We start from the raw sequence: 25,300 nt of genomic DNA on the forward strand, positions 1-25,300 counted from the left end.
GGTGTGAACTCCGGGCGCGGGGAGTGCGGGCGAGCGCGTGAGCCCTCGGCCTCCGGAGTGCGCCGCGCGCGCCCGGCGCTCACGGGCTCGGCGGCTCGCCCACCACCCACCATTCGTCCGCGTCCGACTCCTCGAGTTGCGTCAGGAGTTCGTCCACCATGCGGCCGAGTTCCGCCTCGTCCGAACCGTCGGCCATGGTTGCCCGCTGGTGTCTCGTCGCATACCAGTACTCCCGTACGACAGAGTTCTGCAGAATGCCCCGGATGTACCCGAAGAACTCTTCGCGGGAGATATTGCCGATCCGGTAATAAAACAGCGCGTTCGTGTAGAGGGCGTTGGCGTAGAGGTACTGGCGCCGCTGCTTGGTGGAAACGGGGGCCTCGAAGAGGTCCAGCACTTCCGCCAGTTCGGGGTCGTCGATGGCTTTGCTCAGCAATTCCCAGTGCAGGCGCTGCTGGTTGGCCAGGTTGGTGTGCTGCTGGGAGTGGGCGGTCCGTTCCAGGTGTTCCAGTCGCACGCGGAGTGCCTCCAGCGCATGGCGTTGTGCCGCCATGGTGAGGAGTGCACCCGCGGCCATGCCGACGGCCGCAGCGGCGGCGGCACGAAGTCCGCGTACCCCAAACCTTTGTGTGGCCATGTCAAAAACCCCCGATCGGGCGGCCGTGCGCCGGTCGTCGGGGTGCGGGTGGACGTGACGGGGACCGGCGAGCGGTGGGCGGCGCTTGCCGTCTCCCAGAGTGCCGAGCGGCTCTGATCGGCGGGGGAGGCGGAGGGGAGGCGCACAGAGGGAAGCGAGGGTCGCACGCCAGGGCGCCTTGCCAGACGTCTGCCCCGCGAGTGCTGCTAACAATCGTTCACTTCGCGGTGTTTCTTCCGGCTCGTATCCTGGTGCCGCATTCAGTTCTCGTACGTGCGCCGGGCCGTGAGCCGGTGCACGCGTAGGTGTCAGAGAGGTCGCACGTGTCGCAGAGTCGCAGTCCGCAGCAGATCCCGGTCGTCGTACTCGCCGGATTCCTCGGCTCCGGCAAGACGACCCTGCTCAACCATCTCCTGCATCGCAGCGGCGGCAGCCGGATCGGCGCGATCGTGAACGACTTCGGCGCGATCGAGATCGACGCCATGGCGGTGGCCGGCGCGCTCGGCGACTCCACCGTCTCCCTCGGCAACGGCTGCCTGTGCTGCGCCGTCGACGCCAGTGAACTCGACGTCTACCTCGAACGGCTCGCCGCGCCGGCTGTCGGCATCGACGTCATCGTCATCGAGGCCAGCGGTCTCGCCGAGCCCCGGGAACTCGTGCGGATGGTGCTCGCCAGCGAGCATCCCGGCATCGTCTACGGCGGGCTCGTCGAGGTCGTCGACGCCGCCGAGTTCGACGAGACCCGGGCCAGGCATCCCGAGGTCGACCGGCACCTCGCCCTCGCCGACCTTGTCGTGGTGAACAAGCTCGACCGCGCGCCCGACGCCGAGCGCGTCCTGGGGCTCGTCCGGTCCCTCACCGACCGGGCCGCCGTCGTCCCCGCCACCTACGGCCGCGTCGACCCCGAGTTCCTCTTCGACTGCCGGCCGAGCGAGGAGCGGGTCGGGCAGCTCTCCTTCGACGACCTGCACGACCACACCGGCGGCGACCACACCGCGGACGATCACACCGACCACCTCCACACCGCCTACGACAGCCTCTCCTTCACCGCCGAGGCCCCCCTCGACCCGCGTCGCCTGATGGGGTTCCTCGACAGCAGGCCCGAAGGGCTGTACCGGATCAAGGGGTACGTCGACTTCGGCCCGCACGACCTGGCCAACCGGTACGCCGTACACGCCGTCGGCCGCTTCCTCCGCTTCTACCCGGAACCCTGGCCGGCCGCGGCCGCCCGCCTCACCCAGCTCGTCCTGATCGGTTCCGGCATCGACACCGCCGCCCTCGGCAAGGAACTCGAAGCGTGCGTGAACGACGCCCCACACGCCGACGAACACGGCATGTGGGGCGTCCTGCGCTTCGTCCAAGGCCCCGAGGAAGAGGCTTTCCCTGAAGCCGAAGCCGAAGCGGAGGCAGAAGCCGAGGTTTAGACCCAGCCCCCAGACCGAGGCTTAGACCGGGCCCGCCACCACCGAGATCGTCTTCGGCAGGGACACGCCCGATCCGTCGCGGCGCGGGTCGATCTCCGGCAGGTCGACCGGCAGGCCGTTCTTCTGGGCCGCCTTGGCGGGGACGGGGCCCGCCCAGGCCAGGGACAGGCAGTCCTCGCCCTTCAGGAACCGCTGGCAGCGCACACCGCCGGTGGCGCGGCCCTTGCGCGGATACTGGTCGAAGGGGGTGAGCTTGGCGGTCGTCTGCACGGAGTCGTCCAGGGTGCCGCGCGAGCCCGCGATCGTGAAGACCATCGCGTCCGCCGCGGGGTCCACGGCCGTGAACGAGATCACCTTCGCGCCCTCGGTGAGCTTGACGCCCGCCATACCGCCCGCCGGACGGCCCTGCGGGCGCACCTGCGAGGCCTGGAAGCGCAGCAGTTGGGCGTCGTCGGTGATGAAGACCAGGTCCTCCTCGCCGGTGCGCAGCTCGATGGCGCCGACGATCCGGTCGCCGTCCTTGAGGGTGATGACCTCCAACTCGTCCTTGTTGGTCGGGTAGTCGGGCACGACCCGCTTGACCACGCCCTGCTCCGTGCCGATGGCCAGGCCCGGGGACGACTCGTCGAGCGTGGTCAGACAGACCACCGTCTCGTCGCCCTCCAGGGAGACGAACTCCGCCACCGGGGCGCCGCCCGAGAGGTTCGGCGCCGCCGCCGTGTCCGGGAGCTGCGGCAGGTCGACGACGTTGATCCGCAGCAGCCGGCCCGACGAGATGACCGCGCCGATCTCCCCGCGCGCGGTGGCCGGCACCGCCGAGACGATCACGTCGTGCTTGGTGCGCTTGTCGTCGGCGTTCTCGGTGTCTTCGGCGTCCTCGGCGTTCGCCGCGAAGGGATCGCCGTTCGCCGTGCGGGCCAGCAGCCCGGTGGAGGACAGCAGGACGCGGCACGGGTCGTCCGCGACCTGGAGCGGTACGGCGGAGGCCGTGACGCCCGACGACTCCAGCAGGACCGTACGCCGCTCGGTGCCGAACTTCTTCGCCACCGCGGCCAGTTCGGCCGAGACCAGCTTGCGCAGCTCCGCGTCCGAGTCAAGGATCCGGGTCAGCTCGGCGATCTCCGCGTTGAGCCTCTCCTTCTCCGCCTCCAGTTCGATGCGGTCGAACCTGGTGAGCCGGCGCAGCGGGGTGTCCAGGATGTACTGGGTCTGGATCTCCGACAGCGAGAAGCGCTCCATCAGGCGCTCCTTCGCCTGCGCGCTGTTGTCGCTGGAGCGGATCAGCCGGATGACCTCGTCGATGTCGACGAGCGCCGTCAGCAGGCCATCCACCAGGTGCAGCCGGTCGCGGCGCTTGGCGCGGCGGAACTCGCTGCGGCGGCGCACGACGGTGAAGCGGTGGTCGAGGTAGACCTCCAGGAGCTCCTTGAGGCCCAGCGTGAGCGGCTGGCCGTCGACCAGCGCCACGTTGTTGATGCCGAAGGACTCCTCCATCGGCGTCAGCTTGTAGAGCTGCTCCAGGACCGCCTCCGGCACGAAGCCGTTCTTGATCTCGATGACCAGACGCAGGCCGTGCGCACGGTCGGTGAGGTCCTTGACGTCGGCGATGCCCTGGATCTTCTTCGAGCCGACCAGGTCCTTGATCTTGGCGATGACCTTCTCGGGGCCGACGGTGAAGGGCAGTTCGGTGACCACCAGGCCCTTGCGACGGGCCGTCACCGTGTCCACCGACACCGTGGCACGGATCTTGAAGGTGCCGCGGCCGTTCTCGTAGGCGTCCCGGATGCCGGAGAGGCCGACGATCCGGCCGCCGGTGGGCAGGTCGGGGCCCGGAACGTACTTCATCAGGGCATCCAGATCCGCGCCCGGGTAGCGGATCAGGTGCCGGGCGGCCGCGATGACCTCGCCCAGGTTGTGCGGCGGCATGTTCGTGGCCATGCCGACCGCGATCCCGGACGCGCCGTTGACCAGCAGGTTCGGGAACGCGGCGGGCAGCGCCACCGGTTCCTGCTCCTGGCCGTCGTAGTTGGGCGTGAAGTCGACCGTGTCCTCGTCGATCGACTCGGTCATCAGGCTCGTGGCCTCGGCCTGGCGGCACTCGGTGTACCGCATGGCGGCCGGCGGGTCGTCGTTGCCCAGGGAGCCGAAGTTGCCGTGGCCGTCGATCAGCGGCACGCGCATGGAGAAGGGCTGCGCCATGCGCACCAGGGCGTCGTAGATCGACGCGTCGCCGTGCGGGTGCAGCTTGCCCATGACCTCGCCGATGACCCGGGCGCACTTCACATAGGCGCGCTCCGGGCGCAGGCCCATCTCGTTCATCTGGTAGACGATGCGGCGGTGCACCGGCTTGAGGCCGTCGCGGGCGTCCGGCAGGGCGCGGGAGTAGATGACCGAGTACGCGTACTCGAGGAAGGAGCCCTGCATCTCGTCGACGACGTCGATGTCGAGGATCCGCTCCTCGTACGACTCGTCGGGCGGCGGGGTCTTCGTGCTGCGGCGGGCCATCGCTGCCGGCTCCTTGCTGGGGCGTGTGACGGGATCTGACGCGGACCATTGTGGACCGTGGCACTGACAGTGCGGGCGAGGGCCTGGCGTCGGCCGTCCGGCCCTGCGCCAGGAGGCATCTCCTTCACGGTTGCCCGCAGGCTACGCGATCTCGCTCTGGGCGTACGCCGTCCGGGAACTTCGCCGACCGTCCGCGCGCTTGCATACAGTGGCAGGACCGGCAGGAAAACCGCGGTTTCGACGACCGCGTCCGCGATCGGAAGGGACGTACATGCCCATGGGTCACACCGCCACAGCCCAGGCAGGCTCCGGGGGCCTGACAGCGACCGAGCACCGCCTGGCCAACGGCCTGCGCGTGGTGCTCTCGGAGGACCACCTGACCCCCGTCGCGGCGGTGTGCCTCTGGTACGACGTCGGCTCGCGCCACGAAGTCAAGGGGCGTACGGGCCTTGCTCACCTTTTCGAGCACCTGATGTTCCAGGGCTCCGGCCAGGTCAAGGGCAACGGCCACTTCGAACTGGTCCAGGGTGCGGGCGGTTCGCTGAACGGCACCACCAGCTTCGAGCGCACCAACTACTTCGAGACCATGCCCGCCCACCAGCTGGAGCTCGCCCTCTGGCTGGAGGCCGACCGGATGGGCTCCCTGCTCGTCTCGCTCGACGACGAGTCGATGGAGAACCAGCGCGACGTCGTCAAGAACGAGCGCCGCCAGCGCTACGACAACGTCCCCTACGGCACGGCGTTCGAGAAGCTGACCGCCCTCGCCTACCCGGACGGCCACCCCTACCACCACACGCCGATCGGCTCGATGGCCGACCTGGACGCGGCGACCCTGGAGGACGCGCGCGCGTTCTTCCGGACGTACTACGCGCCCAACAACGCGGTCCTCTCCGTGGTCGGCGACATCGACCCCGAGGAGACCCTCGCCTGGGTCGAGAAGTACTTCGGCTCCATCCCGGGCCACGACGGCAAGCCCGCGCCCCGGGACGGCTCGCTGCCCGACGTCATCGGCGGGCAACTGCGCGAGATCGTCGAGGAGGAGGTCCCGGCCCGCGCCCTGATGGCCGCCTACCGCCTGCCGCAGGACGGCACGCGCGCGTGCGACGCCGTCGACCTGGCGCTCACGATCGTGGGCGGCGGCGAGTCCTCCCGCCTCTACAACCGGCTCGTGCGCCGCGACCGTACGGCCGTCGCGGCCGGCTTCGGCCTGCTGCGGCTCGCCGGCGCGCCCTCCCTGGGCTGGCTGGACGTGAAGACGTCCGGTGACGTCGAGGTGCCCGTCATCGAGACCGCCATCGACGAGGAGCTCGCCCGGTTCGCCGAGGAGGGCCCCACGGCCGAGGAAATGGAGCGCGCCCAGGCCCAGTTGGAGCGCGAGTGGCTCGACCGGCTCGGCACGGTCGCCGGCCGCGCGGACGAACTGTGCCGCTACGCAGTCCTGTTCGGCGACCCGCAGCTCGCCCTGACCGCCGTCCAGCGCGTGCTGGACGTGACGGCCGAGGAGGTGCAGGAGGTCGCCAAGGCCCGCCTGCGCCCCGACAACCGCGCGGTGCTCGTCTACGAGCCGACCGCCGCCGAAGCCCCCGCCGACCAGGACGAGAACGAGGAGGCGGCCCGGTGACCGAGCTCGCCACGATGGACTACCGCCCCCAGCCCCAGGCGGGCGAGGCCAAGCCGTGGGCGTTCCCGGCGCCCGAACGCACCGAGCTGGCCAACGGCCTGACGGTCCTGCACTGCCACCGCCCCGGCCAGCAGGTCGTCGCCGTCGAGATCCACCTCGACGCGCCCCTGGACGCCGAACCGGCCGACCTCGACGGCGTCGCCACGATCATGGCGCGCGCCTTCGCCGAGGGCACCGACAAGCACTCCGCCGAGGAGTTCGCCGCCGAACTGGAGCGCTGCGGCGCCACCTTCGACATGCACGCCGACCACCCCGGCGTCCGCCTCAGCCTCGAAGTGCCGGCCTCGCGTCTGCCCAAGGGCCTCGGTCTGCTCGCCGACGCCCTCAGGGCGCCCGCGTTCACCGACAGCGAGGTCGAGCGCCTCGTCCACAACCGCCTGGACGAGATCCCGCACGAGCTGGCCAACCCCTCCCGGCGCGCCGCCAAGGAGCTCTCCAAGGAGCTGTTCCCGGCCACCGCGCGCATGTCCCGCCCGCGCCAGGGCACCGCGGAGACGGTCGAGAAGATCGACTCCGTAGCCGTACGCGCCTTCTACGAGAAGCACGTCCGCCCCGCCACGGCCACCGCCGTGGTCGTCGGCGACCTCACCGGCGTCGACCTGGACGCGCTCCTCGGCGACACCCTGGGCGCCTGGACGGGCTCCTCGGCGCAGCCGCGGCCGGTGCCGCCGGTGACCGCCGACGACACCGGCCGGGTCGTCATCGTGGACCGCCCCGGCGCCGTCCAGACGCAGTTGCTGATCGGCCGGATCGGCGCCGACCGGCACGACCGCGTGTGGCCCGCGCAGGTGCTCGGCACGTACTGCCTCGGCGGTACCCTCACCTCCCGCCTGGACCGCGTCCTGCGCGAGGAGAAGGGCTACACCTACGGCGTCCGTGCCTTCGGGCAGGTCATGCTGTCCGCCCCGGACGGCTCGGGCGCCGCGATGCTCGCCATCAGCGGCTCCGTGGACACCCCGAACACCGGTCCCGCGCTGGAGGACCTGTGGAAGGTGCTGCGCACCCTCGCCGCCGAGGGCCTGACCGACGCCGAGCGTGATGTCGCCGTGCAGAACCTGGTCGGGGTGGCGCCGCTGAAGTTCGAGACCGCCGCGGCCGTCGCGGGCACCCTGGCCGACCAGGTCGAGCAGCACCTGCCCGACGACTACCAGGCGACGCTGTACCAGCAGCTCGCCGCGACCGGCACCGTGGAGGCCACAGCGGCGGCCGTGAATGCCTTCCCGGTGGACCGGCTGGTGACCGTCCTCGTCGGCGACGCGGCTCAGATCAAGGAGCCGGTCGAGGCCCTCGGCATCGGCGAGGTGAAGGTCGTCTCCGCCGAGTAGCCGGCACGACGGACGCGGGCAACGGCACGCGCGCGTAGGGGCCCTGGTCGACGGACACGTCACCAGGGCCTCCTGGTGTCCGAATTGAGGTGGAGGCTGCCTGTCTGCCCTGTGGGATGCGCTACAAAAACCGGGATTCGTTTGAGGATTCAAAGGTGTCCCGCTTAGCTTCGTCCGGACTGTTCGTCAGGCAGTGCGCCGCAACCGCGGCACCGGACAGCCATCGCCGAGTCCCCGTACGGCGCGAGCCAGGGGAGCCGGGGACCCTCCCTCCTGTCGCCGCCTTCGCGGCTGGAGGGGCCCAGAAGTCCCTGGGGTGAATCGGACGCCCGCGCGAGCCGCGAGGGGGCCCGTAGGAGACCTTCCTGCTCCGAACCCGTCAGCTAACCCGGTAGGCGAGAGGGAAGGAAAGGACACCCCCCGCTTCATGGCGTCCACCAGTGCCGTCCGCTCCGGGAAGCACCGTCGGCCCAGCCGCATGCAGCGCACCACCGCGCGCGCGGCGGGCGTAGCGGCGCTCACCACCACCGGTGTCATGGCCACCGTCGCCTCCGTTCCGGCCTTCGCCGCCGAGCCCGCCCCCGAGCAGACCGGGCTGATCCCCGTCGTCACCGCCGGCGAATCCGTCATCGAGCAGATCGACGACCAGGTCGCCGTGCAGAAGAAGGCCGCCTACGAGGAGGCCGCGCGCGAGGCGGCCGCCAAGAAGGCCGTGGAGGAGCGCGAGGCACGCGTGCGTGCCGCCCGGGAGGCCGAGCGCAAGCTGCTCAACGCCTTCGTGCCGCCGATCACCGGCTCCTACGTCTCCACCGGCTACCACGCCAGCAGTTCCCTGTGGTCCTCCGGCAGCCACACCGGCATCGACTTCCACGCCGCGACCGGCACCACGGTGCACGCGGTCGGCCTGGGCACCGTCGTCGAGGCCGGCTGGGGCGGTTCGTACGGCAACCAGATCGTCATCAAGATGAACGACGGCACGTACACCCAGTACGGCCACCTGTCGTCCATCGGCGTCTCGGTGGGCCAGCAGGTCGCCCCCGGCCAGCAGATCGGCCTGTCCGGCGCGACCGGCAACGTCACCGGCCCGCATCTGCACTTCGAGGCCCGCACCAGCGCGGAGTACGGCTCGGACATCGACCCGGTCGCCTACCTCCGCCAGCACGGCGTGAACGTCTGACGACGCACGGCGACAGATCGTCCAGCCCCGGCCCTTCCGGCCGGGGCTTTCGCCGTTTTCGATGCCTTCCTGTCCAAAAAATATCCCTGGATTCCGGCCCGCCATCGGAAATTCCCGCTCATTGCAATAGAGTCACGGAACACACGTCAATCGTCGACGTTTCACGGGGATTAAGGCGGAGGTCCGTCATGCGTATTCCGGCGCACTCGGTGTGCACGGCCATCCGGGACGACATCGTCGCGGGTGTCTACGAGCGCGGCAGCCGCCTCACGGAGGAACTCCTCGCCCGCCGCTACGGCGTGTCCCGCGTCCCCGTCCGGGAGGCGCTGCGCACGCTGGAGGCGGAGGGCTTCGTCGTCACGCGGCGGCACGCGGGCGCGTGCGTCGCGGAACCGACCGAGCAGGAGGCCGCGGACCTGCTGGAGATGCGCATGCTCCTGGAGCCGCTCGGCGCCTCCCGGGCCGCCCAGCGGCGCACGGAGGCCCACTTGAAGGTGCTGCGCGGCCTCGTCCGGCTGGGCCAGGAGCGGGCCAGGAGGGGCAACAGCGACGATCTGCGCTCCCTGGGGGGCTGGTTCCACGAGACGCTCGCCCAGTCCTCCGGAAGCCACGCCCTGACGTCGATGCTCACCCAGCTGCGCCACAAGATCGCCTGGATGTACGCGGTGGAGGCGCCGGTCAACCCGGTGGAGTCCTGGGCGGAGCACGGCGCGATCGTGGACGCGGTGGCGCGCGGCGACGGGGAGCGCGCGCGGGCCGTCACGGCGCTGCACACCGAGCGCTCGACCGCCGTGCACCGGCTGCGCTTTTCCGGCGGACCGGAGCGCGCCGACCGCGTGAGGACTTCGCAACCTCCCGTAAACATGACGGGCCTGCGGCATTAACACGGGAGCCGTATACAAAGAGGGGGATAATTCGCGGGGGATTATTTCCGCTGCCCGTCAACGGGAAATGCGAAGGGCTCGCCCGATAATTTCGGACGAGCCCTTCGGAGTTTGCGGGACGACGTCTTTCAAGTGACGAGCACCGCGCCCCTCGAATAAGACAAGGCCTGCTCGGCCGGTCCTTGCTCAGACGGTCTCGGGGAGCTCCTCGAGACCCTCGGCGACCAGCTTCGCCAGCCGGTCGAGGGCGGCTTCCGCACCCTCGGCCTCGGAGGCGAGGACGATCTCCTCGCCGCCCGTGGCGCCCAGGCCGAGAACGGCCAGCATGGAGGCCGCGTTGACGGGGTTGCCGTCGGCCTTGGCGATCGTCACCGGGATACCTGCGGCCGTGGTGGCCCGGACGAAGATGGAAGCGGGGCGGGCGTGAAGGCCCTCGGCCCAGCCGACGTTGACGCGGCGCTCAGCCATGTGATGCTGCCCTTCAGTGTTCAGGTTGTCTAGACCAGTGTTCCACACGTGAAGCGTGTGAGGGACGGGTCCTCGCGACCCGTCCCGGTGCGCGGACGTCGGATCGCGGCCTCGATCCGACGTCCGTCCTCCACAGACTGCCTCGCGCCGTCGTCAGATGCGAGCCGTACTCTGGGCCCCATGCAGAGCGCGTCGGACCGGCACGAGTACCCCGCCCACTGGGAGGCCGACGTGGTGCTGCGCGACGGCGGCACCGCGCGCATCCGCCCCATCACCGTCGACGACGCCGAACGCCTGGTCAGCTTCTACGAGCAGGTCTCGGACGAGTCCAAGTACTACCGCTTCTTCGCGCCCTACCCGCGCCTGTCCGCGAAGGACGTCCACCGCTTCACGCACCACGACTTCGTGGACCGGGTGGGACTCGCGGCCACGGTCGGCGGCGAGTTCATCGCAACCGTGCGCTATGACCGCATCGGTGCCGACGGCATGGCCGCCTCCGCGCCCGCCGACGAGGCCGAGGTCGCCTTCCTCGTGCAGGACGCCCACCAGGGGCGCGGTGTCGCCTCCGCGCTCCTCGAACACATCGCGGCCGTCGCGCGCGAGCGAGACATCCGCCGCTTCGCCGCCGAGGTGCTCCCCGCCAACTCCAAGATGATCAAGGTGTTCACGGACGCCGGCTACACCCAGAAGCGCAGCTTCGAGGACGGCGTCGTCCGCCTGGAGTTCGACCTCGAACCCACCGAGCGCTCCCTCGCCGTGCAGCGTGCGCGGGAGCAGCGCGCCGAGGCACACTCCGTACGGCGGCTGCTGGCGCCCGGCTCCGTCGCCGTCGTCGGCACCGGCCGGACGCCCGGCGGCGTCGGCCGGAGCGTTCTCGGCAACCTCCGGGAGGCCGGGTTCACCGGCCGCCTGTACGCCGTGAACAAGGCCTTCCCCGACGACCTGAAGGAACTCGACGGAGTGCCCGCCCACCGCTCGGTGCGCGACATCGACGGGCCTGTCGACCTCGCGGTCCTCGCCGTACCGGCCGAGCACGTGACGGAGGCCGTCGCCGAGTGCGGCGAGCACGGCGTGCAGGGACTCGTCGTCCTCTCCGCCGGCTACGCCGAGAGCGGCCCCGACGGGCGCGAGCGTCAGCGCCAACTCGTCCGGCACGCGCGCGCGTACGGCATGCGGATCATCGGCCCCAACGCCTTCGGGATCATCAACACCTCCCCGGAGGTGCGGCTCAACGCCTCGCTCGCCCCGGAGATGCCGAGACCCGGCCGCATCGGCCTGTTCGCCCAGTCCGGCGCCATCGGCATCGCCCTGCTGTCCCGGCTCCACCGACGCGGCGGAGGCGTCACCGGCGTCACCGGGGTGTCCACCTTCGTCTCCTCCGGCAACCGCGCGGACGTCTCCGGCAACGACGTCGTGCAGTACTGGTACGACGACCCCGACACCGACGTCGCCCTCATGTACCTGGAGTCCATCGGCAACCCGCGCAAGTTCACCCGCCTCGCCCGGCGCACGGCGGCCGCCAAGCCCCTGGTCGTCGTCCAGGGCACCGGTTCCGCCCCACAGGGGCATGCCGTACGGGCGACGCGGCTGCCGCACGCGACGGTGTCGGCGCTGCTGCGGCAGGCCGGCGTGATCCGTGTGGACACCATCACCGAGCTGGTCGACGCGGGCCTGCTGCTCGCCCGTCAGCCGCTGCCGACGGGACCGCGGGTGGCCATCCTCGGCAACTCCGAGTCGCTGGGTCTGCTGACGTACGACGCCTGCCTCTCCGAGGGCCTGCGCCCGCTGCCCCCGCTGGACCTGACGACGGAGGCGTCCGCGCAGGACTTCCACGCGGCGCTCGCGCGGTCGCTGGCCGACGAGACCTGCGACGCGGTGGTCGTGACGGCGATCCCGGCGATCGGGGAGGCGTCGCCCGGGGACGCGGAACTGGCGCAGGCCCTGCGCTCGGCGGCGGCCGCGGCTCCCGCCAAGCCGGTGCTCGTCGTGCACGTGGAACTCGGCGGCCTCGCGGCCGCCCTGTCCGCCGCGACGAGCACCGCACCCCGTGCGGAAGCGACCCCACGCGCGCGTGCCGCCACGGAAGACACCGGCGCCCAACGGCCCACCGCCGCCGTCGAGGCGCCCGAGGGAACGCACCTCATCCCCGCATTCCCCGCCGCCGAACGCGCCGTCCGCGCCCTCGCCGAAGCTGTGAAGTACGCCCAGTGGCGGCGCGAGGCGGCCGACCCCGGCAAGGTGCCCGAGTACGAGGACATCGACGAGAAGGGCGCCGCCGAACTGATCGGCGGGCTCCTCGCGCGCGGGCAGGGCCTCACCCTCGGCACCGAGGAGACGTGCGAGCTGCTCGGCCGCTACGGCATCCGCACCCGCCGCGCGATCCCCGCGCCCACCCCGGACGAGGCCGCGCGGGCCGCCGGCGCCCTCGGCTACCCCGTCGCCCTCAAGGCCACCGCCCCGCACCTGCGCCACCGCGCCGACCTGGGCGGCGTACGCCTCGACCTGGCCGACGAGGAGCAACTGCGGCGGGCGTACGCCGAGTTGGCCGAGCTGTTCGGCAGACCGGAGGAGCTCCGCCCGGTCGTCCAGTCGATGGCCCCGCGCGGAGTCGACACGGTCGTCCGCGCGGTCATCGACCCGGCGGCCGGAGCCGTGCTGTCCTTCGGCCTCGCCGGAGCCGCCTCGCAACTGCTCGGGGACATGGCGCACCGCCTGGTCCCGGTCACCGACCGCGACGCGACCTCGCTGATCCGCTCCATCCGGACCGCCCCGCTCCTCTTCGGCTGGCGCGGCTCGACACCCGTCGACACCCCGGCCCTGGAGGAGCTGCTGCTGCGTGTGTCCCGGCTGGTCGACGACCACCCCGAGGTCGTCGCGGTCACCCTGGAGCCGGTCGTCGTCGCCCCGCACGGCCTGAGCGTCCTGGGCGCCTCCGTACGCCTCGCGCCCCCGCCCGCGCGCGACGACCTCGGACCGAGAACGCTGCCGGCGTACTGAAGAGACGGAAAGACCGGACAGCGGGCCTACGGAAGGGGCCGCGAGCGGTGCCTCGCAGGCAGTGGGTCCCCGTAGGATGGAGGGCATGGCCAAGACCAGTACGACGACCCAGGGGCTGCGCGCGGCGATCGAGCGCAGCGGCTACTACCCGGCACTCGTGGCCGAGGCGGTGGAGGCCGCTGTGGGCGGCGAGCCGATCCGGTCGTTCCTGGTCCACCAGGAGACCACGTTCGACCAGAACGAGGTGCGTCGCCACGTGACCGTGCTGGTCCTCACCGGCAACCGCTTCATCGTCAGCCACACCGACGAACAGGCCGCCGACACCACCTCCCCGACGCCGTACGCCACGACGTCGACCGAGTCCGTGAAGCTCGGCCGGATCTCCTCGGTCGTACTCAGCCGCGTGGTCGCCAACCCGGAGTCGTACACGCCGGGCACCCTTCCGCGCGAGGTCGTGCTGACCATCGGCTGGGGTGCCGTCGCCCGCATCGACCTGGAGCCGGCCGCCTGCGGCGACCCCAACTGCGACGCCGACCACGGCTACACCGGCAGCTCGACGGCGGACGACCTGAGCCTGCGCGTCAGCGAGGCCGGGGACGGCCCGGAGACGGTGCGCCAGACGCTCGCCTTCGCGCAGTCCCTCTCCGAGGCCACCGCGGACGTAACCCGCTGATGTCCCACCCGTCTCCCCCCTCCGCCCATGACCGAGGGCGCTCCGCGCCCACCCCTTCTGATTCCGTCCCCTGGGACTACCCCGAACCGCTCGCTGTCGGCTCCGCCCCCGTCCCCGAGTACGGCTCCGGCTCCCTCGCCGACCTGCTGCCGACGCTGGCGGCGGGCATGGGCGTCCCCGGCATGACCGCCGCGATCCCGGAGCTGACCCCGGCCGACCGCAACTGCGTCTTCCTGATCGACGGCCTCGGCTGGGAGCAGATCAAGAGCCACCCCGACGAGGCGCCCTATCTGCACGCGCTCCTCGGCAGCTCGCGCGGCGGCACCGGACGCCCGCTCACCGCCGGCTACCCGGCGACCACCGCGACCTCCCTCGCCTCCGTCGGCACCGGCCTCCCGCCGGGCGCCCACGGCCTGCCCGGCTACACCGTGCGCGACCCGGCCACCGGCGGGCTGATGAACCAGCTCCGCTGGCAGCCGTGGACCTCGCCGGGCGCCTGGCAGCCGTACCCCACGGTCTTCCAGCTCGCCCACGAGGCGGGCGTGCACGCGGCCCAGGTGTCGTCCCCCGCGTTCCAGAACACCCCGCTGACCAAGGTCGCGCTCAGTGGCGGAACGTTTCACGGGCGGCTGACCGGCGAGGAGCGCATGGACCTCGCCGCCGAGCAGCTCGCCGCCGGCGACCGCTCCCTCGTCTACACGTACTACGCCGAACTGGACGGCGCCGGGCACCGCTACGGCGTCGCCTCCGACACCTGGCGCGGCCAGCTCATGTACGTCGACCGGCTCGTCCAGCGCCTCGCCGAGCAACTCCCGCCGCGCAGCGCGCTCTACGTCACCGCCGACCACGGCATGGTCGACGTGCCCTTCGACGAGGAGCACCGCATCGACTTCGACGCGGACTGGGAGCTGCGTGCCGGCGTCGCCCTGCTGGGCGGCGAGGGCCGCGCCCGCCACGTCTACGCCGTACCGGGCGCCCAGGACGACGTCCTGACCTGCTGGCGCGAGGTGCTCGGGGAGCAGTTCTGGGTGGCCTCGCGGGACGAGGCGATCGCCGCGGGCTGGTTCGGGCCGCAGATCGACGAGCGGGTGTACGACCGCCTCGGCGACGTGATCGCGGCCGCCCGCGACGACGTCCTGATCATCGCCTCCGAGCGGGAGCCCAAGGAGTCGGCGATGGTCGGCAACCACGGCTCGATGACCCCTGCCGAGCAGTTCGTCCCTCTGCTCGAAGTACGCTCCTGAAGCTCCAGACCCGTTTCTCCCCTCCTTCATCTTCACCGAAAGGCGCTCGACTCCCCATGCCCGAGCTGGTGTTCTTCTCCGGAACCATGGACTGCGGGAAGTCGACGCTGGCTCTCCAGATAGAGCACAACCGCTCCGCGCGCGGGCTGCAGGGCATGATCTTCACGCGCGACGACCGCGCGGGCGAGGGCAAGCTGTCCTCCCGCCTCGGCCTGGTCACCGACGCGGTCGAGGTCGAGGACGGCCAGGATCTGTACGTCTCCCTCGTCGACCACCTCTCGCAGGGCGGCCGCGCGGACTACGTGATCGCGGACGAGGCGCAGTTCCTGGCCGAGGAGCAGATCGACCAGCTCGCGCGCGTGGTGGACGACCTCGACATCGACGTCTACGCCTTCGGCATCACCACCGACTTCCGCTCGAAGCTGTTCCCCGGCTCCCAGCGGCTCGTCGAACTCGCCGACCGTGTGGAGGTCCTCCAGGTCGAGGCCCTGTGCTGGTGCGGCGCCCGCGCCACGCACAACGCCCGCACGGTGGGCGGCGTCATGGTCGTCGAGGGCGCACAGGTCGTCGTCGGCGACGTGGACCAGGCCGACACGGTCGGTTACGAGGTCCTGTGCCGACGCCACCACCGGCGCCGGATGACCTCGGCATCGGCGCGGGCGGCAGCCCTGTCGCCGGACGTGCTGCCGGTGCAGCAGGCCTAGGAACCGCCGGAACCGCCCCTCAGCGCGGATCCTGGACCAGGACGAAGCGGGCCCCCTCGGGGTCGGTCACGGTCGCCACGCGCCCGTGCGCGCCGTCCTGGGCCGGCCCGAGGACGTGCCCGCCGAGGCCGGCGACGAGGGTGAGCGCCGCGTCGGTGTCGGCCACCTCGAAGTACGTCGTCCAGTGCGGGCCTTGGTCGCGGGGCAGGGCGCCGCCCACGCCGTGGATGCCGGCGACCGGGCGGCCGTCGATGTGCAGGGTCAGGTGGTCGGAGTCGGCGGACACCACCGACTCCTCCTCGTACCCGAAGACCGTCTCGTAGAACTTGCGGACGCTCGCGGTCTCGTACGTCACCAGCTCGTACCAGGCGGGGGTGCCGGGCACGCCGGTGACGGCCGTGCCGACGAGTGACGCCGCCTGCCAGACGCCGAAGATCGCGCCGGAGGGGTCCGAGCCGATCGCCAGGCGCCCGGCTTCGGAGGCGTCCAGGGGGCCGACCCCGATCGTGCCGCCGCACAGCCGGACCGTTTCGGCGGTCGTGTCCACGTCGTCCGAAGCGAGGTACGGCGTCCAGGCCACGGGGAGGTGGCGGTCCAGGGGCAGTTGGCCGATGCCGGCCACCTCACGGCCGTCGAGCAGCGCCCGCACGTAGGGGCCGAGCTGCTGCGGACCGGGTTGGAATTCCCAACCGAACAGCGCACGGTAGAACTCCTGCGTCGCGGTCAACCCGTGCGCCATCAGACTCACCCAGCAGGGTGTGCCTGGCGCGTACCGAGCGTGTGCTGCGCCGATCGGGCCGGCCGACCCGCCTGCCTCGGTCATCGTCACTCTCTCCTCGGCCCCTCGTGGCGGCCGTGTCGCTTCCGCCCTCGGAGGATGCCTGATGGGGGGTTTCTCATCGGTTCACGGGCGGTTGTCGCCGTATGCCGATCGCCTGTACGGCATGTGCCCGATCCCGTACGCCCCGTGATCGAGCCTGTCCGGCCGAGCAGAGTAGCCGGACATGAGCGACAGGGCCACCCCGTGCGCGAGGATGGTGACCATGAACGCCATCATCACCGCATCGGAACTGGCGGGCGACCTGGCGGGGGAGAACCCGCCCGTCGTCCTCGACGTCCGCTGGCAGCTCAGCGTGGCGAAGGCGGCCGGCGAGCCGCCCTTCGACGGCCGCGCCACGTACGGCTCCGGGCATGTGCCCGGCGCGGTCTACGTCGACCTGGACCGGGAGCTCGCGGGCGCGCCGGGCGGGCGTGGCCGGCATCCGCTGCCCGATCTCGGGGAGTTCGGCGCGGTGATGCGCCGAGCGGGTGTCTCGGCCGGCCGGCCCGTGGTCGTGTACGACGGCGGGCAGGGCTGGGCGGCGGCACGCGCGTGGTGGCTGCTGCGCTGGACGGGTCACCCGGACGTGCGGGTCCTCGACGGCGGGTTGCCGTCGTGGCAGGGGGACCTCTCGGTCGACGTCCCCGCGCGCGTGGAGGGCGATTTCGAGCCGATGCCGGGCGCCACAGGCCTTCTCGACGCGGACGGGGCCGCGGCGCTCGCCCGCTCCGGAGTGCTGTTCGACGCCCGCGCGGGAGAGCGGTACCGGGGCGAGGTCGAGCCGATCGACCGGGTCGGCGGTCACATTCCGGGTGCCGTGTCCGCGCCCACGAACGACAACGTGGCCCCAGGCGGCGGCTTCCTGCCCGCCGAGGACCTGAAGGCCCGCTTCAAGGCGCTGGGAGCGCCGGACGGCACCGAGGTGGGCGTGTACTGCGGTTCGGGCGTCTCCGGGGCCCACGAGGTGCTGGCTCTGGCCGTCGCCGGGATTCCGGCGGCTCTGTACGTCGGGTCCTGGTCGGAGTGGTCCTCGGATCCGGCCCGTCCGGTCGCCGTGGGCCCCGACCCCCAGTGACCGACCGCGCGGACACGTTCGGGGAGGGCCGCACCGAACAGGTGCGGCCCTCCCCGACGTATGTACCCACGTGCGAACCGACATCCGCGAACCGGCGGGCGCCCCGGGCGAGTTGCCCGGGGACCGCTCACGCCTGCCGTGCTTGTTACTCCTGCTTCTTCCGCCGTGTCCCGAACACGATCTCGTCCCAGCTCGGTACGGCGGCCCGGCGGCCCGGACGGACGCCGTCCGCTTCGGCCTGCCGGTCGGTCGCGCCGACGAGACGGTCGCGGTGACTGCCGACGGAACGCGGCATGAGGACGTCCGCGTAGGCGGAACCGGCGGAGGCGGCGGGCGCCGGGGGTTCCTCGGCGACCGGCTCCTGCTCGTCGGGCTCCTCCGTGGCGGGCTCCGCCGGGCGCTCCGGGACGACCATGTCGCCCCGGAAACTCGGCACCGCCTCCAACAGGCTGGTCAGCGAGTCCCGTTCGCGCTCGCCGATGTTCTCCTCGGCCGGTTCCGACGGCTGGGCCGGCAGACTCGGCCGGTCGAGGGCGCGGTCCAGCGGGCGATCGCGCGGCAGCCGGGCGATACGCGGGACGAACGGAAAGCTGGGCTCGGGGGCGGCCAGGTCGTCGGACTCGCCGATCAGCGAACGCGCCTCGTCGTCGACGGCCTGGACGAGCCGCCGGGGCGGGTCGTACGTCCAGCTCGCCGAGTGCGGTTCGCCCGCGACCAGGTAGACCAGCAGGACTTCCCAGGTGCCGTCGTCGCGACGCCACGAGTCCCACTGGACGGTGTCCTTCTCGGCGCCGCGCATCAACAGCCGTTCCTGGACGGCCTCGCCGAGCTGCGGCCCGGCGTTCTCACCGGGCCGACGGACCGGAGTCTTCCGGGCCCGCTCGGCCATGAAGGCGCGTTCGGCCAGCACGGGACCCTCGAAGCGGCGCACACGGTCGACGGGGATGCCGGCCATCTGCGCGACTTCTTCCGCGGTCGCACCGGCACGTATACGCGCCTGGATGTCACGGGGGCGGAGATGGCTCTCCACCTCGATCTCGATCTGGCCGAGGCGGGGACGGTCGCCGCGTACAGCGGCGCGCAGACGCTCATCGATCGGAAGCGTGTACTCCGTGCTGTCCGCAGCCTTCAGCACCAGCCGTGTGCCGTCATTCGAGACGGCCACGACACGCAGTTCGGGCATGGGGACCTCCCGGGTGGTGCCTGCCGACGTCACGTGCGTCGCTGCTTCCGCTAGTCGAGTGTGGCCTGCCCGGGTGCAGCCTGCCACAACCTTGCCGAGTTGCCCGGCGTGTCGGGCACAGGTCCTGCGCCGTCGTTATGGCACGGTTACCTATTCACCACGCTAAGTGACCAAGGCCGTCACCCTGTGCAACTAGTCCCCCTCCGGACGTTCCGGCGAGGCCCCGGACATCCTGGCGGGAGACCGGGCTCAGGGCTCGCAACAGTACTCCATTTGGGCCACGTGCGTGGATTGGCGCGCCACTCAACTTCTGGCAAGAGGTGGGACTTGACTGTCCGTGGCGCCCTTTTTGCGTGCCTGCGCGAGGCCGCCTTCACGTGATCTCCCGAAACGGAAGCAGTCGCTTCGTTCGTACGTATCGTCCGGCCGTACGTCCCCGCGCGCCCCCTCCGGCGGGGTCCGCTACGCCCCCAGGACCCGCCGCAAGTAGTCGTTCTGGAACCGGCGGTCGGGATCCAGCCGGTCCCGCAGCTCCGTGAACTCGCCGAAGCGCGGATACACCCCGGCGAAGTACTCCGCGTCCCGCGTGTGCACCTTGCCCCAGTGCGGCCGGCCCTCATGGGCGGTGAAGATGCGCTCGGCGGTGGTGAAGTACCCCTGGTAGGGCGTGCCCTTGACCATGTGGACGGCGATGTACGCGCTGTCGCGGCCGGAGGCGGTGGACAGGGTGATGTCGTCGGCGGGCGCGGTGCGCACCTCCACTGGGAAGCTGATCCGCAGGCCCGAGCGCTCGACCATCGTCTTCAGCTCGCGCAGCGTCTCGGCCACGGCCTCGCGCGGGACGGCGTACTCCATCTCCACGAACCGCACCCGGCGCGGAGACGTGAAGACCTTGTAGGGGATGTCCGTGTAAGTGCGCGCGGACAGGGCCTTGCTGGAGACCCGGGCGATCGTCGGGATCGTGGCGGGCACCGCCCGGCCGACCCACTGGGCCGCCTGGAAGACGCCGTTGGAGAGGAACTCGTCCTCGATCCAGCCCGTGACCGGGCTCACCGGCCTGGCGGGACCGGCGCTGCGGTTGTTGCGCTTGGTGTTGGTGCTGCCCGTGTGCGGGAACCAGTAGAACTCGAAGTGCTCGTTCTCGGCCCACAGTTCGTCGAAGTCGGCGAGGACCTTGTCGAAGGGCATCGGCTCCTCGCGCGCGGTGAGCAGGAAGACCGGCTCCACGGCGAAGGTGATCGCGGTGACGATGCCGAGGGCGCCCAGGCCGATCCGCGCCGCCGCGAAGACATCGGGGTTCTCCTTCTCGGAGCAGGTGAGCACCGAGCCGTCCGCCGTGACCAGCTCCAGGCCCCTGATCTGGGCGGCGATCGAAGCGGACTCGCGGCCGGTGCCGTGCGTGCCGGTGCTGGTGGCCCCCGAGACCGTCTGCTCCATGATGTCGCCCATGTTCGTGAGCGACAGCCCCTCGCGCGCGAGGGCCATGTTGAGTCTCTTGAGCGGTGTGCCGGCCTGGACCGTGACGGTCATGTCGTCGCGGTCAATGTTGCGGATGCCGGTCAAGAGTTGAGGGCGGATCAACACCCCGTCGGTCGCGGCGATCGACGTGAAGGAGTGGCCGGTGCCGACCGCCTTCACCGTCAGCCCGTCCTCGGCGGCCCGGCGCACGGCCGCGGCCAGTTCCTCGACGGAGGCGGGCATGACCTCCCGCGCGGGGCGTGCGGTGACATTGCCGCCCCAGTTACGCCACGTGCCGTTCTTCCCGCTCGCTGTGCTGCTCAACGGTGCCTCCCCGCCCCGGTGCCGGCCTGCTCAGCCGGCGGTACCCCAGGAAACCGACCGCGACCGCGACGGCTCCGGACACCGCCGGAACCCCGTACCCGGCCCGCGCGCCGGACGAGTCGATGACCCAGCCGGCGATGGAGGACCCGAGCGCGACCCCGACCGCGAGCCCGGTGCTGATCCAGGTCATGCCCTCGGTCAATTGTGCGCGTGGTACGTGCTCTTCGATGAGGGACATCGTGGTGATCATCGTCGGAGCGATGGCCAGGCCCGCAAAGAAGAGCGCCACGGCCAGGAACGGCAAGTTTCCGACCAGTAGGAGGGGGATCATACTCACGCCCATCATGAACACGCCCAGCAGCCAGCGCCGTTCCGGCGACCCCTTGAGGCGCAGCAGGCCGAACACGAGCCCGGCCGCGCAGGAACCGGCCGCGTAGAGCGCCAGGACGACACTGGCGGCGCCCTTGTGGCCCTGCTCGTCGGCGAAGGCGACGGTGACCACGTCGACCGCCCCGAAGATCGCCCCGGTCGCCACGAACGTGGCCACCAGGACCTGGAGTCCGGGCGAGCGCAGCGCCGAACCGCCGCCGCGCTGCTCGCGCGGGTGCGGCTGCGGCTCGGTGGCCCGCTGGGCGGTCAGCCAGAAGACGCCGACGGCGAGGAAGCAGGCGGCCAGCAGCGGTCCCGCCTCCGGGAACCAGACGGTGGACAGGCCGATGGAGATGATCGGCCCGAAGATGAAGCACACCTCGTCCACCACGGACTCGAACGAGTACGCCGTGTGCAGTTGGGGCGTGCCCCGGTACAGGGCCGCCCAGCGGGCCCGGATCATCGCGCCCAGGCTGGGCACGGTACCGACACCGGCGGCGCTCACGAACAGCACCCAGTCCGGCCACTCGAAGTGCGCGGCCAGCAGCAGCCCGGCCGCCGCGGCGAGCGCGACCAGCGTCGCCGGGCGCAGCACCCTGCGCTGCCCGTGCCGGTCCACCAGGCGCGAGATCTGCGGCCCGAAGGCCGCGGCCGCCAGCGCGATGGTCGCCGACAGCGCGCCCGCGAGCCCGTAGCGCCCGGTGAGCTGGGAGACCATCGTGACCACGCCGATGCCCATCATGGACAGCGGCATCCTGCCGAGGAACCCCGCGGCGGAGAAGCCCTTGGAGCCGGGGGCGGCGAACAGGGCGCGGTAGGGGCTCGGCACGGGGTCTCCGGTGGTCCGGTTCACGCGCGCGTGGCGGCTCGGCGCGACGTGAAGGAAGGCGGCTCGGCAGGGCTCGGTGCGGCGTGCGGTGAACCCGGCAGAACCGGTAAGGCGTGACTGCAGCTCATACAGCTTACGAAGTTAGGCAACCCTAACGCACAAGGGCGTACGGATGACGCGCCCCGACCGACCCCCGCCGTTTCCCGGCTGTCAGAGGCGGGTGGCAGGATCGACCCATGCGAGACGAGCACGATGCCACCCCCTACGACGCCCTGCTCCTGCTCTCCTTCGGCGGCCCGGAAGGCCCGGACGACGTGGTCCCGTTCCTGGAGAACGTGACCCGCGGGCGCGGCATCCCCAAGGAACGCCTCAAGGAAGTCGGGCAGCACTACTTCCTGTTCGGCGGGGTCAGTCCCATCAACGACCAGAACCGCGCCCTGCTGGACGCCCTGCGCAAGGACTTCGCCGAACACGGCCTGGACCTGCCGATCTACTGGGGCAACCGCAACTGGGCCCCGTACCTCACGGACACCCTGCGCGAGATGGCCGCCGACGGCCGCCGCCGCATCCTCGTCCTCGCCACCAGCGCCTACGCCTCGTACTCGGGCTGCCGCCAGTACCGCGAGAACCTCGCCGACTCGCTGGCCGCGCTGGAGGCCGAGGGCCTCGAACTGCCGAGGGTCGACAAGCTGCGGCACTACTTCAACCACCCGGGCTTCCTGGCGCCGATGATCGACGGCGTCGTCGAATCCCTCGCCGACCTCCCCGAGGACGTCCGCGCGGGTGCCCACATCGCCTTCACCACCCACTCGATCCCGACGGCCTCGGCCGACAGCTCCGGACCGGTCGAGGACCACGGCGACGGCGGCGCGTACGTGCGACAGCACCTGGACACCGCGCGGCTCATCGCCGACGCCGTCCGCGAGCGCACCGGCGTGGACCGTCCCTGGCAGCTCGTCTACCAGTCCCGCTCCGGTGCCCCGCACATCCCGTGGCTGGAGCCCGATATCTGCGACCACCTGGAGGAGCGGCACGCGGCCGGCGCCCCCGCGGTCGTGATGGCCCCCATCGGCTTCGTCTCCGACCACATGGAGGTCCTCTACGACCTCGACACGGAGGCGAAGGCCAAGGCGGAGGAGCTCGGCCTGCCGGTACGCCGCTCGGCCACCGTCGGCGCCGACCCGCGCTTCGCCGCCGCGATCCGCGAGCTCGTCCTGGAGCGCGCCGCGCAGGAGAGCGGCCTGGAGGTCACCCCGTGCGCCCTGGGGGCGCTCGGCGCGAGCCACAACCTGTGCCCGGTGGGCTGCTGCCCCGCCCGCGCCCCCAAGCCCGCCGCCGCGGGCGCCGACACCCCCTACGCGGGAGGAGCGGCGTGACCGACCCCCTGCACACCGAACTCCTCGTGCTCGCCAAGGCGGCCGCCCGCCGGGCCGGTGAGTTGCTGCGGGACGGCCGCCCGGCCGACCTCGCGGTCGCCGCCACCAAGTCGAGCCCGATCGACGTGGTCACCGAGATGGACATCGCCGCCGAGAAGCTGATCACGGGCCTGCTCTCCGAGCACCGCCCCGACGACGGCTTCCTCGGAGAAGAGGGCGCCTCCAGCGAGGGCAGCAGCGGCATCCGCTGGGTGATCGACCCGCTGGACGGCACGGTCAACTACCTCTACGGGCTGCCCACCTGGTCCGTCTCCATCGCGGCCGAACAGGACGGCGAGACGGTCGTCGGCGTCGTCGAGATCCCGATGCGCGGTGAGACGTACCACGCGGTGCGCGGCGGCGGTGCGCGCGGGACCGGGGCCTGGGAGGGCGAGCGGGTGCTGTCCTGCCGTCCGGCGGCGCCCCTGGATCAAGCCCTGGTCTCCACCGGCTTCAACTACGTCACCGAGGTCCGCGCCCACCAGGCCGACGTCGTGCAGCGGCTCATCCCGCTGCTGCGGGACATCCGGCGCGGCGGCTCGGCCGCGGTCGACCTGTGCGACGTGGCCGCCGGCCGCCTCGACGGCTACTACGAACGCGGCCTTCACCCCTGGGACCTCGCCGCGGGCGACCTGATCGCCCGGGAAGCGGGCGCGCTGACCGGTGGACGGCCCGGAGAGCGCCCCGCACGCGATCTGACGGTCGCGGCCACGCCCGGCGTCTTCGAGCCCCTCCAGCGACTCCTGGACGACTTCGGCGCCTGGCACGACTGAGCCGCCCTGGCGCGGACACGTGGAAGGGCCCCGGCGCTGGATTCGCCGGGGCCCTTCCGTCGTGCGCGGGAATTCCGTAGGAACTGCTCAGACGCTTGTCGCGCCGACCTCGACACCGTGCTCGGCGGCGAGGCGGCGCAGGTCGTCGAGCTCGGCCTGCTCCACCTCGGCGAGGAAGTCGTCTCCCTCGTCGCGAGCCCGTGTCAGGTCGGACTCGGTCGCCCTTATGCGCTGCAGAAGTCCTGCGGTGAATGCGTCCATGCTGCGCCCCCTCGTCCTGGGTCGTGGGTCGGTGGCACGGGGGTGTGCCGGTTGGGAAGGGGCGATCACGTCTGCGAACGGGTGCCCAGCGCTGCCTGCCGGGCGGCGACGGTGCCGGACACCCACGCCCACTCTGCGGCAAGCGGAACGCGGCGTACCACATGGTGCTGTGGCACATGCAGAGCGTGATCGCGGGGTGTAAAGCCGTCCTCCCCCCGCTCCCTTCCACGGAAACCTCAACCCGACGAGAAAATCTCGCATTCCCGGGCTTCACACCGGTCCTTCATCTGCCGCGCACCCGTCTTACCGCCGACTTATGGCCGAAACGGGCAGGATGGAGGCCACACTCACCAGGACTCCTGCCCATGTGCGCTCACGGAGCGCTACGCGGGTGGACAGAGGAAGGACAAGCGACGTGCGCGTACTCGTCGTCGAGGACGAGCAGCTGCTCGCCGATGCGGTGGCCACCGGACTGCGCCGGGAGGCCATGGCCGTCGACGTCGTGTACGACGGTGCGGCCGCCCTGGAGCGCATCGGCGTCAACGACTACGACGTGGTCGTCCTCGACCGCGACCTCCCCCTCGTGCACGGCGACGACGTCTGCCGCAAGATCGTCGAACTCGGCATGCCCACGCGCGTGCTGATGCTCACGGCGTCCGGCGACGTCAGCGACCGGGTCGAGGGCCTCGAGATCGGCGCCGACGACTACCTCCCCAAGCCCTTCGCCTTCAGCGAGCTGATCGCACGCGTGCGTGCCCTCGGCCGGCGCACCAGCGTGCCGCTGCCGCCCGTCCTGGAGCGGGCCGGCATCAAGCTCGACCCCAACCGCCGCGAGGTCTTCCGCGACGGCAAGGAGGTCCAGCTCGCGCCCAAGGAGTTCGCAGTCCTGGAGGTCCTGATGCGCAGCGAGGGCGCCGTCGTCTCCGCGGAGCAGCTCCTGGAGAAGGCCTGGGACGAGAACACCGACCCGTTCACCAACGTGGTGCGCGTGACGGTCATGACGCTCCGCCGCAAGCTCGGCGAACCTCCGGTGATCGTCACCGTCCCCGGTTCCGGCTACCGGATCTGATCCGC

21 protein-coding genes and 1 riboswitch are annotated in these 25,300 nt (G+C 71.5%); of the genes, 13 read left to right on the forward strand and 8 right to left on the reverse strand.

Annotation, left to right across the window (positions count from 1 at the left end):
• Positions 1 to 79 precede the first annotated feature (79 nt).
• The gene (locus tag OG352_RS31985; protein WP_329221712.1) at positions 80 to 637 is read right to left on the reverse strand and encodes a DUF6082 family protein; all 558 of its coding nucleotides are present in this window, start codon (positions 635 to 637) and stop codon (positions 80 to 82) included.
• Positions 638 to 960: 323 nt separating this feature from the next.
• On the opposite strand from OG352_RS31985, the gene OG352_RS31990 reads away from it, so the two are divergent.
• A complete protein-coding gene (locus OG352_RS31990; RefSeq protein WP_329221714.1) occupies positions 961 to 2,061 on the forward strand; it encodes a CobW family GTP-binding protein in 1,101 nt (366 codons plus the stop codon).
• A 21-nt stretch (positions 2,062 to 2,082) separates the two neighbouring features.
• Here OG352_RS31990 and OG352_RS31995 read toward each other — a convergent pair whose 3' ends face one another.
• Positions 2,083 to 4,566, reverse strand: coding sequence for a DNA gyrase/topoisomerase IV subunit A (locus tag OG352_RS31995; RefSeq protein ID WP_329221715.1), 2,484 nt, complete (start codon positions 4,564 to 4,566; stop codon positions 2,083 to 2,085).
• A gap of 271 nt (positions 4,567 to 4,837) precedes the next feature.
• On the opposite strand from OG352_RS31995, the gene OG352_RS32000 reads away from it, so the two are divergent.
• The 4 genes from OG352_RS32000 (at position 4,838) to OG352_RS32015 (ending at position 9,633) form a co-directional block, all read left to right on the forward strand.
• A complete protein-coding gene (locus tag OG352_RS32000) occupies positions 4,838 to 6,187 on the forward strand; it encodes a M16 family metallopeptidase (protein WP_329221717.1) in 1,350 nt (449 codons plus the stop codon).
• Positions 6,184 to 7,572 carry a M16 family metallopeptidase gene (locus tag OG352_RS32005; protein WP_329221719.1) on the forward strand — a complete coding sequence of 463 codons (1,389 nt, stop codon included), beginning with the start codon at positions 6,184 to 6,186 and terminating at the stop codon, positions 7,570 to 7,572. Before OG352_RS32000 ends, OG352_RS32005 begins: the two co-directional genes overlap by 4 nt.
• 214 nt (positions 7,573 to 7,786) lie before the next feature.
• A riboswitch (cyclic di-AMP (ydaO/yuaA leader) is annotated at positions 7,787 to 7,985 on the forward strand.
• A 14-nt stretch (positions 7,986 to 7,999) separates the two neighbouring features.
• Positions 8,000 to 8,749, forward strand: coding sequence for a M23 family metallopeptidase (locus OG352_RS32010; protein ID WP_329221721.1), 750 nt, complete (start codon positions 8,000 to 8,002; stop codon positions 8,747 to 8,749).
• 188 nt (positions 8,750 to 8,937) lie between these two features.
• The gene (locus OG352_RS32015) at positions 8,938 to 9,633 is read left to right on the forward strand and encodes a GntR family transcriptional regulator (RefSeq protein WP_329221722.1); all 696 of its coding nucleotides are present in this window, start codon (positions 8,938 to 8,940) and stop codon (positions 9,631 to 9,633) included.
• Positions 9,634 to 9,819: 186 nt separating this feature from the next.
• On the opposite strand, the gene OG352_RS32020 is transcribed toward OG352_RS32015, so the two are convergent.
• Positions 9,820 to 10,101 (reverse strand): HPr family phosphocarrier protein, encoded by a 282-nt coding sequence (locus OG352_RS32020; protein ID WP_329221723.1) that lies wholly within the window; start codon positions 10,099 to 10,101, stop codon positions 9,820 to 9,822.
• Positions 10,102 to 10,281: 180 nt separating this feature from the next.
• On the opposite strand from OG352_RS32020, the gene OG352_RS32025 reads away from it, so the two are divergent.
• From OG352_RS32025 to OG352_RS32040, 4 genes are all read left to right on the forward strand, one after another.
• Positions 10,282 to 13,098, forward strand: coding sequence for a bifunctional acetate--CoA ligase family protein/GNAT family N-acetyltransferase (locus OG352_RS32025; protein WP_329221724.1), 2,817 nt, complete (start codon positions 10,282 to 10,284; stop codon positions 13,096 to 13,098).
• Positions 13,099 to 13,174: 76 nt separating this feature from the next.
• Entirely contained in the window at positions 13,175 to 13,771 is a 597-nt protein-coding gene (locus OG352_RS32030; RefSeq protein WP_329224039.1) for a DUF5998 family protein, read from the forward strand.
• Positions 13,771 to 15,015, forward strand: coding sequence for an alkaline phosphatase family protein (locus OG352_RS32035; protein ID WP_329221725.1), 1,245 nt, complete (start codon positions 13,771 to 13,773; stop codon positions 15,013 to 15,015). Before OG352_RS32030 ends, OG352_RS32035 begins: the two co-directional genes overlap by 1 nt.
• Before the next feature lie 56 nt (positions 15,016 to 15,071).
• Positions 15,072 to 15,719 (forward strand): thymidine kinase, encoded by a 648-nt coding sequence (locus tag OG352_RS32040; protein WP_329221726.1) that lies wholly within the window; start codon positions 15,072 to 15,074, stop codon positions 15,717 to 15,719.
• A gap of 19 nt (positions 15,720 to 15,738) precedes the next feature.
• Here OG352_RS32040 and OG352_RS32045 read toward each other — a convergent pair whose 3' ends face one another.
• Positions 15,739 to 16,542: a VOC family protein gene (locus OG352_RS32045; RefSeq protein ID WP_329221728.1), complete on the reverse strand. Its 804-nt coding sequence runs from the start codon at positions 16,540 to 16,542 to the stop codon at positions 15,739 to 15,741.
• Positions 16,543 to 16,762: 220 nt separating this feature from the next.
• On the opposite strand from OG352_RS32045, the gene OG352_RS32050 reads away from it, so the two are divergent.
• Entirely contained in the window at positions 16,763 to 17,614 is an 852-nt protein-coding gene (locus OG352_RS32050; RefSeq protein WP_329221730.1) for a sulfurtransferase, read from the forward strand.
• Positions 17,615 to 17,759: 145 nt separating this feature from the next.
• On the opposite strand, the gene sepH is transcribed toward OG352_RS32050, so the two are convergent.
• The 3 genes from sepH to OG352_RS32065 form a co-directional block, all read right to left on the reverse strand.
• Positions 17,760 to 18,797, reverse strand: a complete 1,038-nt coding sequence (gene sepH / locus OG352_RS32055; RefSeq protein ID WP_329221731.1) for a septation protein SepH — start codon at positions 18,795 to 18,797, stop codon at positions 17,760 to 17,762.
• A gap of 462 nt (positions 18,798 to 19,259) precedes the next feature.
• Complete coding sequence (locus OG352_RS32060) at positions 19,260 to 20,579, reverse strand: D-arabinono-1,4-lactone oxidase (protein WP_329221733.1); 1,320 nt, start codon at positions 20,577 to 20,579, stop codon at positions 19,260 to 19,262.
• Entirely contained in the window at positions 20,539 to 21,777 is a 1,239-nt protein-coding gene (locus tag OG352_RS32065) for an MFS transporter (protein WP_329221734.1), read from the reverse strand. Before OG352_RS32065 ends, OG352_RS32060 begins: the two co-directional genes overlap by 41 nt.
• 236 nt (positions 21,778 to 22,013) lie before the next feature.
• Between OG352_RS32065 and OG352_RS32070 the strand changes: the two genes are divergently transcribed.
• On the forward strand, positions 22,014 to 23,153 hold the full coding sequence (locus OG352_RS32070) for a ferrochelatase (RefSeq protein WP_329221736.1): 1,140 nt from the start codon (positions 22,014 to 22,016) through the stop codon (positions 23,151 to 23,153).
• Positions 23,150 to 23,965, forward strand: coding sequence for an inositol monophosphatase family protein (locus OG352_RS32075; protein ID WP_329221738.1), 816 nt, complete (start codon positions 23,150 to 23,152; stop codon positions 23,963 to 23,965). Before OG352_RS32070 ends, OG352_RS32075 begins: the two co-directional genes overlap by 4 nt.
• An 87-nt stretch (positions 23,966 to 24,052) precedes the next feature.
• Here OG352_RS32075 and OG352_RS32080 read toward each other — a convergent pair whose 3' ends face one another.
• Complete coding sequence (locus OG352_RS32080) at positions 24,053 to 24,226, reverse strand: hypothetical protein (RefSeq protein ID WP_177244520.1); 174 nt, start codon at positions 24,224 to 24,226, stop codon at positions 24,053 to 24,055.
• 415 nt (positions 24,227 to 24,641) lie between these two features.
• On the opposite strand from OG352_RS32080, the gene OG352_RS32085 reads away from it, so the two are divergent.
• The gene (locus OG352_RS32085) at positions 24,642 to 25,295 is read left to right on the forward strand and encodes a response regulator transcription factor (RefSeq protein WP_003993508.1); all 654 of its coding nucleotides are present in this window, start codon (positions 24,642 to 24,644) and stop codon (positions 25,293 to 25,295) included.
• The last annotated feature ends 5 nt before the right edge of the window (positions 25,296 to 25,300 follow it).

Origin of the sequence: Streptomyces sp. NBC_01485 (assembly GCF_036227125.1) — a bacterium.
Taxonomy (GTDB): domain Bacteria; phylum Actinomycetota; class Actinomycetes; order Streptomycetales; family Streptomycetaceae; genus Streptomyces.

What these genes read in the sequence shown, in the direction of transcription:
- OG352_RS31985 (WP_329221712.1), bottom strand. Translation starts at nt 637, where the DNA reads ATGGCCACACAAAGGTTTGGGGTACGCGGACTTCGTGCCGCCGCCGCT.
- OG352_RS31995 (WP_329221715.1), bottom strand. Translation starts at nt 4,566, where the DNA reads ATGGCCCGCCGCAGCACGAAGACCCCGCCGCCCGACGAGTCGTACGAG.
- OG352_RS32000 (WP_329221717.1), top strand. Translation starts at nt 4,838, where the DNA reads ATGCCCATGGGTCACACCGCCACAGCCCAGGCAGGCTCCGGGGGCCTG.
- OG352_RS32010 (WP_329221721.1), top strand. Translation starts at nt 8,000, where the DNA reads ATGGCGTCCACCAGTGCCGTCCGCTCCGGGAAGCACCGTCGGCCCAGC.
- OG352_RS32015 (WP_329221722.1), top strand. Translation starts at nt 8,938, where the DNA reads ATGCGTATTCCGGCGCACTCGGTGTGCACGGCCATCCGGGACGACATC.
- OG352_RS32020 (WP_329221723.1), bottom strand. Translation starts at nt 10,101, where the DNA reads ATGGCTGAGCGCCGCGTCAACGTCGGCTGGGCCGAGGGCCTTCACGCC.
- OG352_RS32025 (WP_329221724.1), top strand. Translation starts at nt 10,282, where the DNA reads ATGCAGAGCGCGTCGGACCGGCACGAGTACCCCGCCCACTGGGAGGCC.
- OG352_RS32030 (WP_329224039.1), top strand. Translation starts at nt 13,175, where the DNA reads ATGGAGGGCATGGCCAAGACCAGTACGACGACCCAGGGGCTGCGCGCG.
- OG352_RS32035 (WP_329221725.1), top strand. Translation starts at nt 13,771, where the DNA reads ATGTCCCACCCGTCTCCCCCCTCCGCCCATGACCGAGGGCGCTCCGCG.
- OG352_RS32040 (WP_329221726.1), top strand. Translation starts at nt 15,072, where the DNA reads ATGCCCGAGCTGGTGTTCTTCTCCGGAACCATGGACTGCGGGAAGTCG.
- OG352_RS32045 (WP_329221728.1), bottom strand. Translation starts at nt 16,542, where the DNA reads ATGACCGAGGCAGGCGGGTCGGCCGGCCCGATCGGCGCAGCACACGCT.
- OG352_RS32050 (WP_329221730.1), top strand. Translation starts at nt 16,763, where the DNA reads ATGAACGCCATCATCACCGCATCGGAACTGGCGGGCGACCTGGCGGGG.
- sepH (WP_329221731.1), bottom strand. Translation starts at nt 18,797, where the DNA reads ATGCCCGAACTGCGTGTCGTGGCCGTCTCGAATGACGGCACACGGCTG.
- OG352_RS32070 (WP_329221736.1), top strand. Translation starts at nt 22,014, where the DNA reads ATGCGAGACGAGCACGATGCCACCCCCTACGACGCCCTGCTCCTGCTC.
- OG352_RS32080 (WP_177244520.1), bottom strand. Translation starts at nt 24,226, where the DNA reads ATGGACGCATTCACCGCAGGACTTCTGCAGCGCATAAGGGCGACCGAG.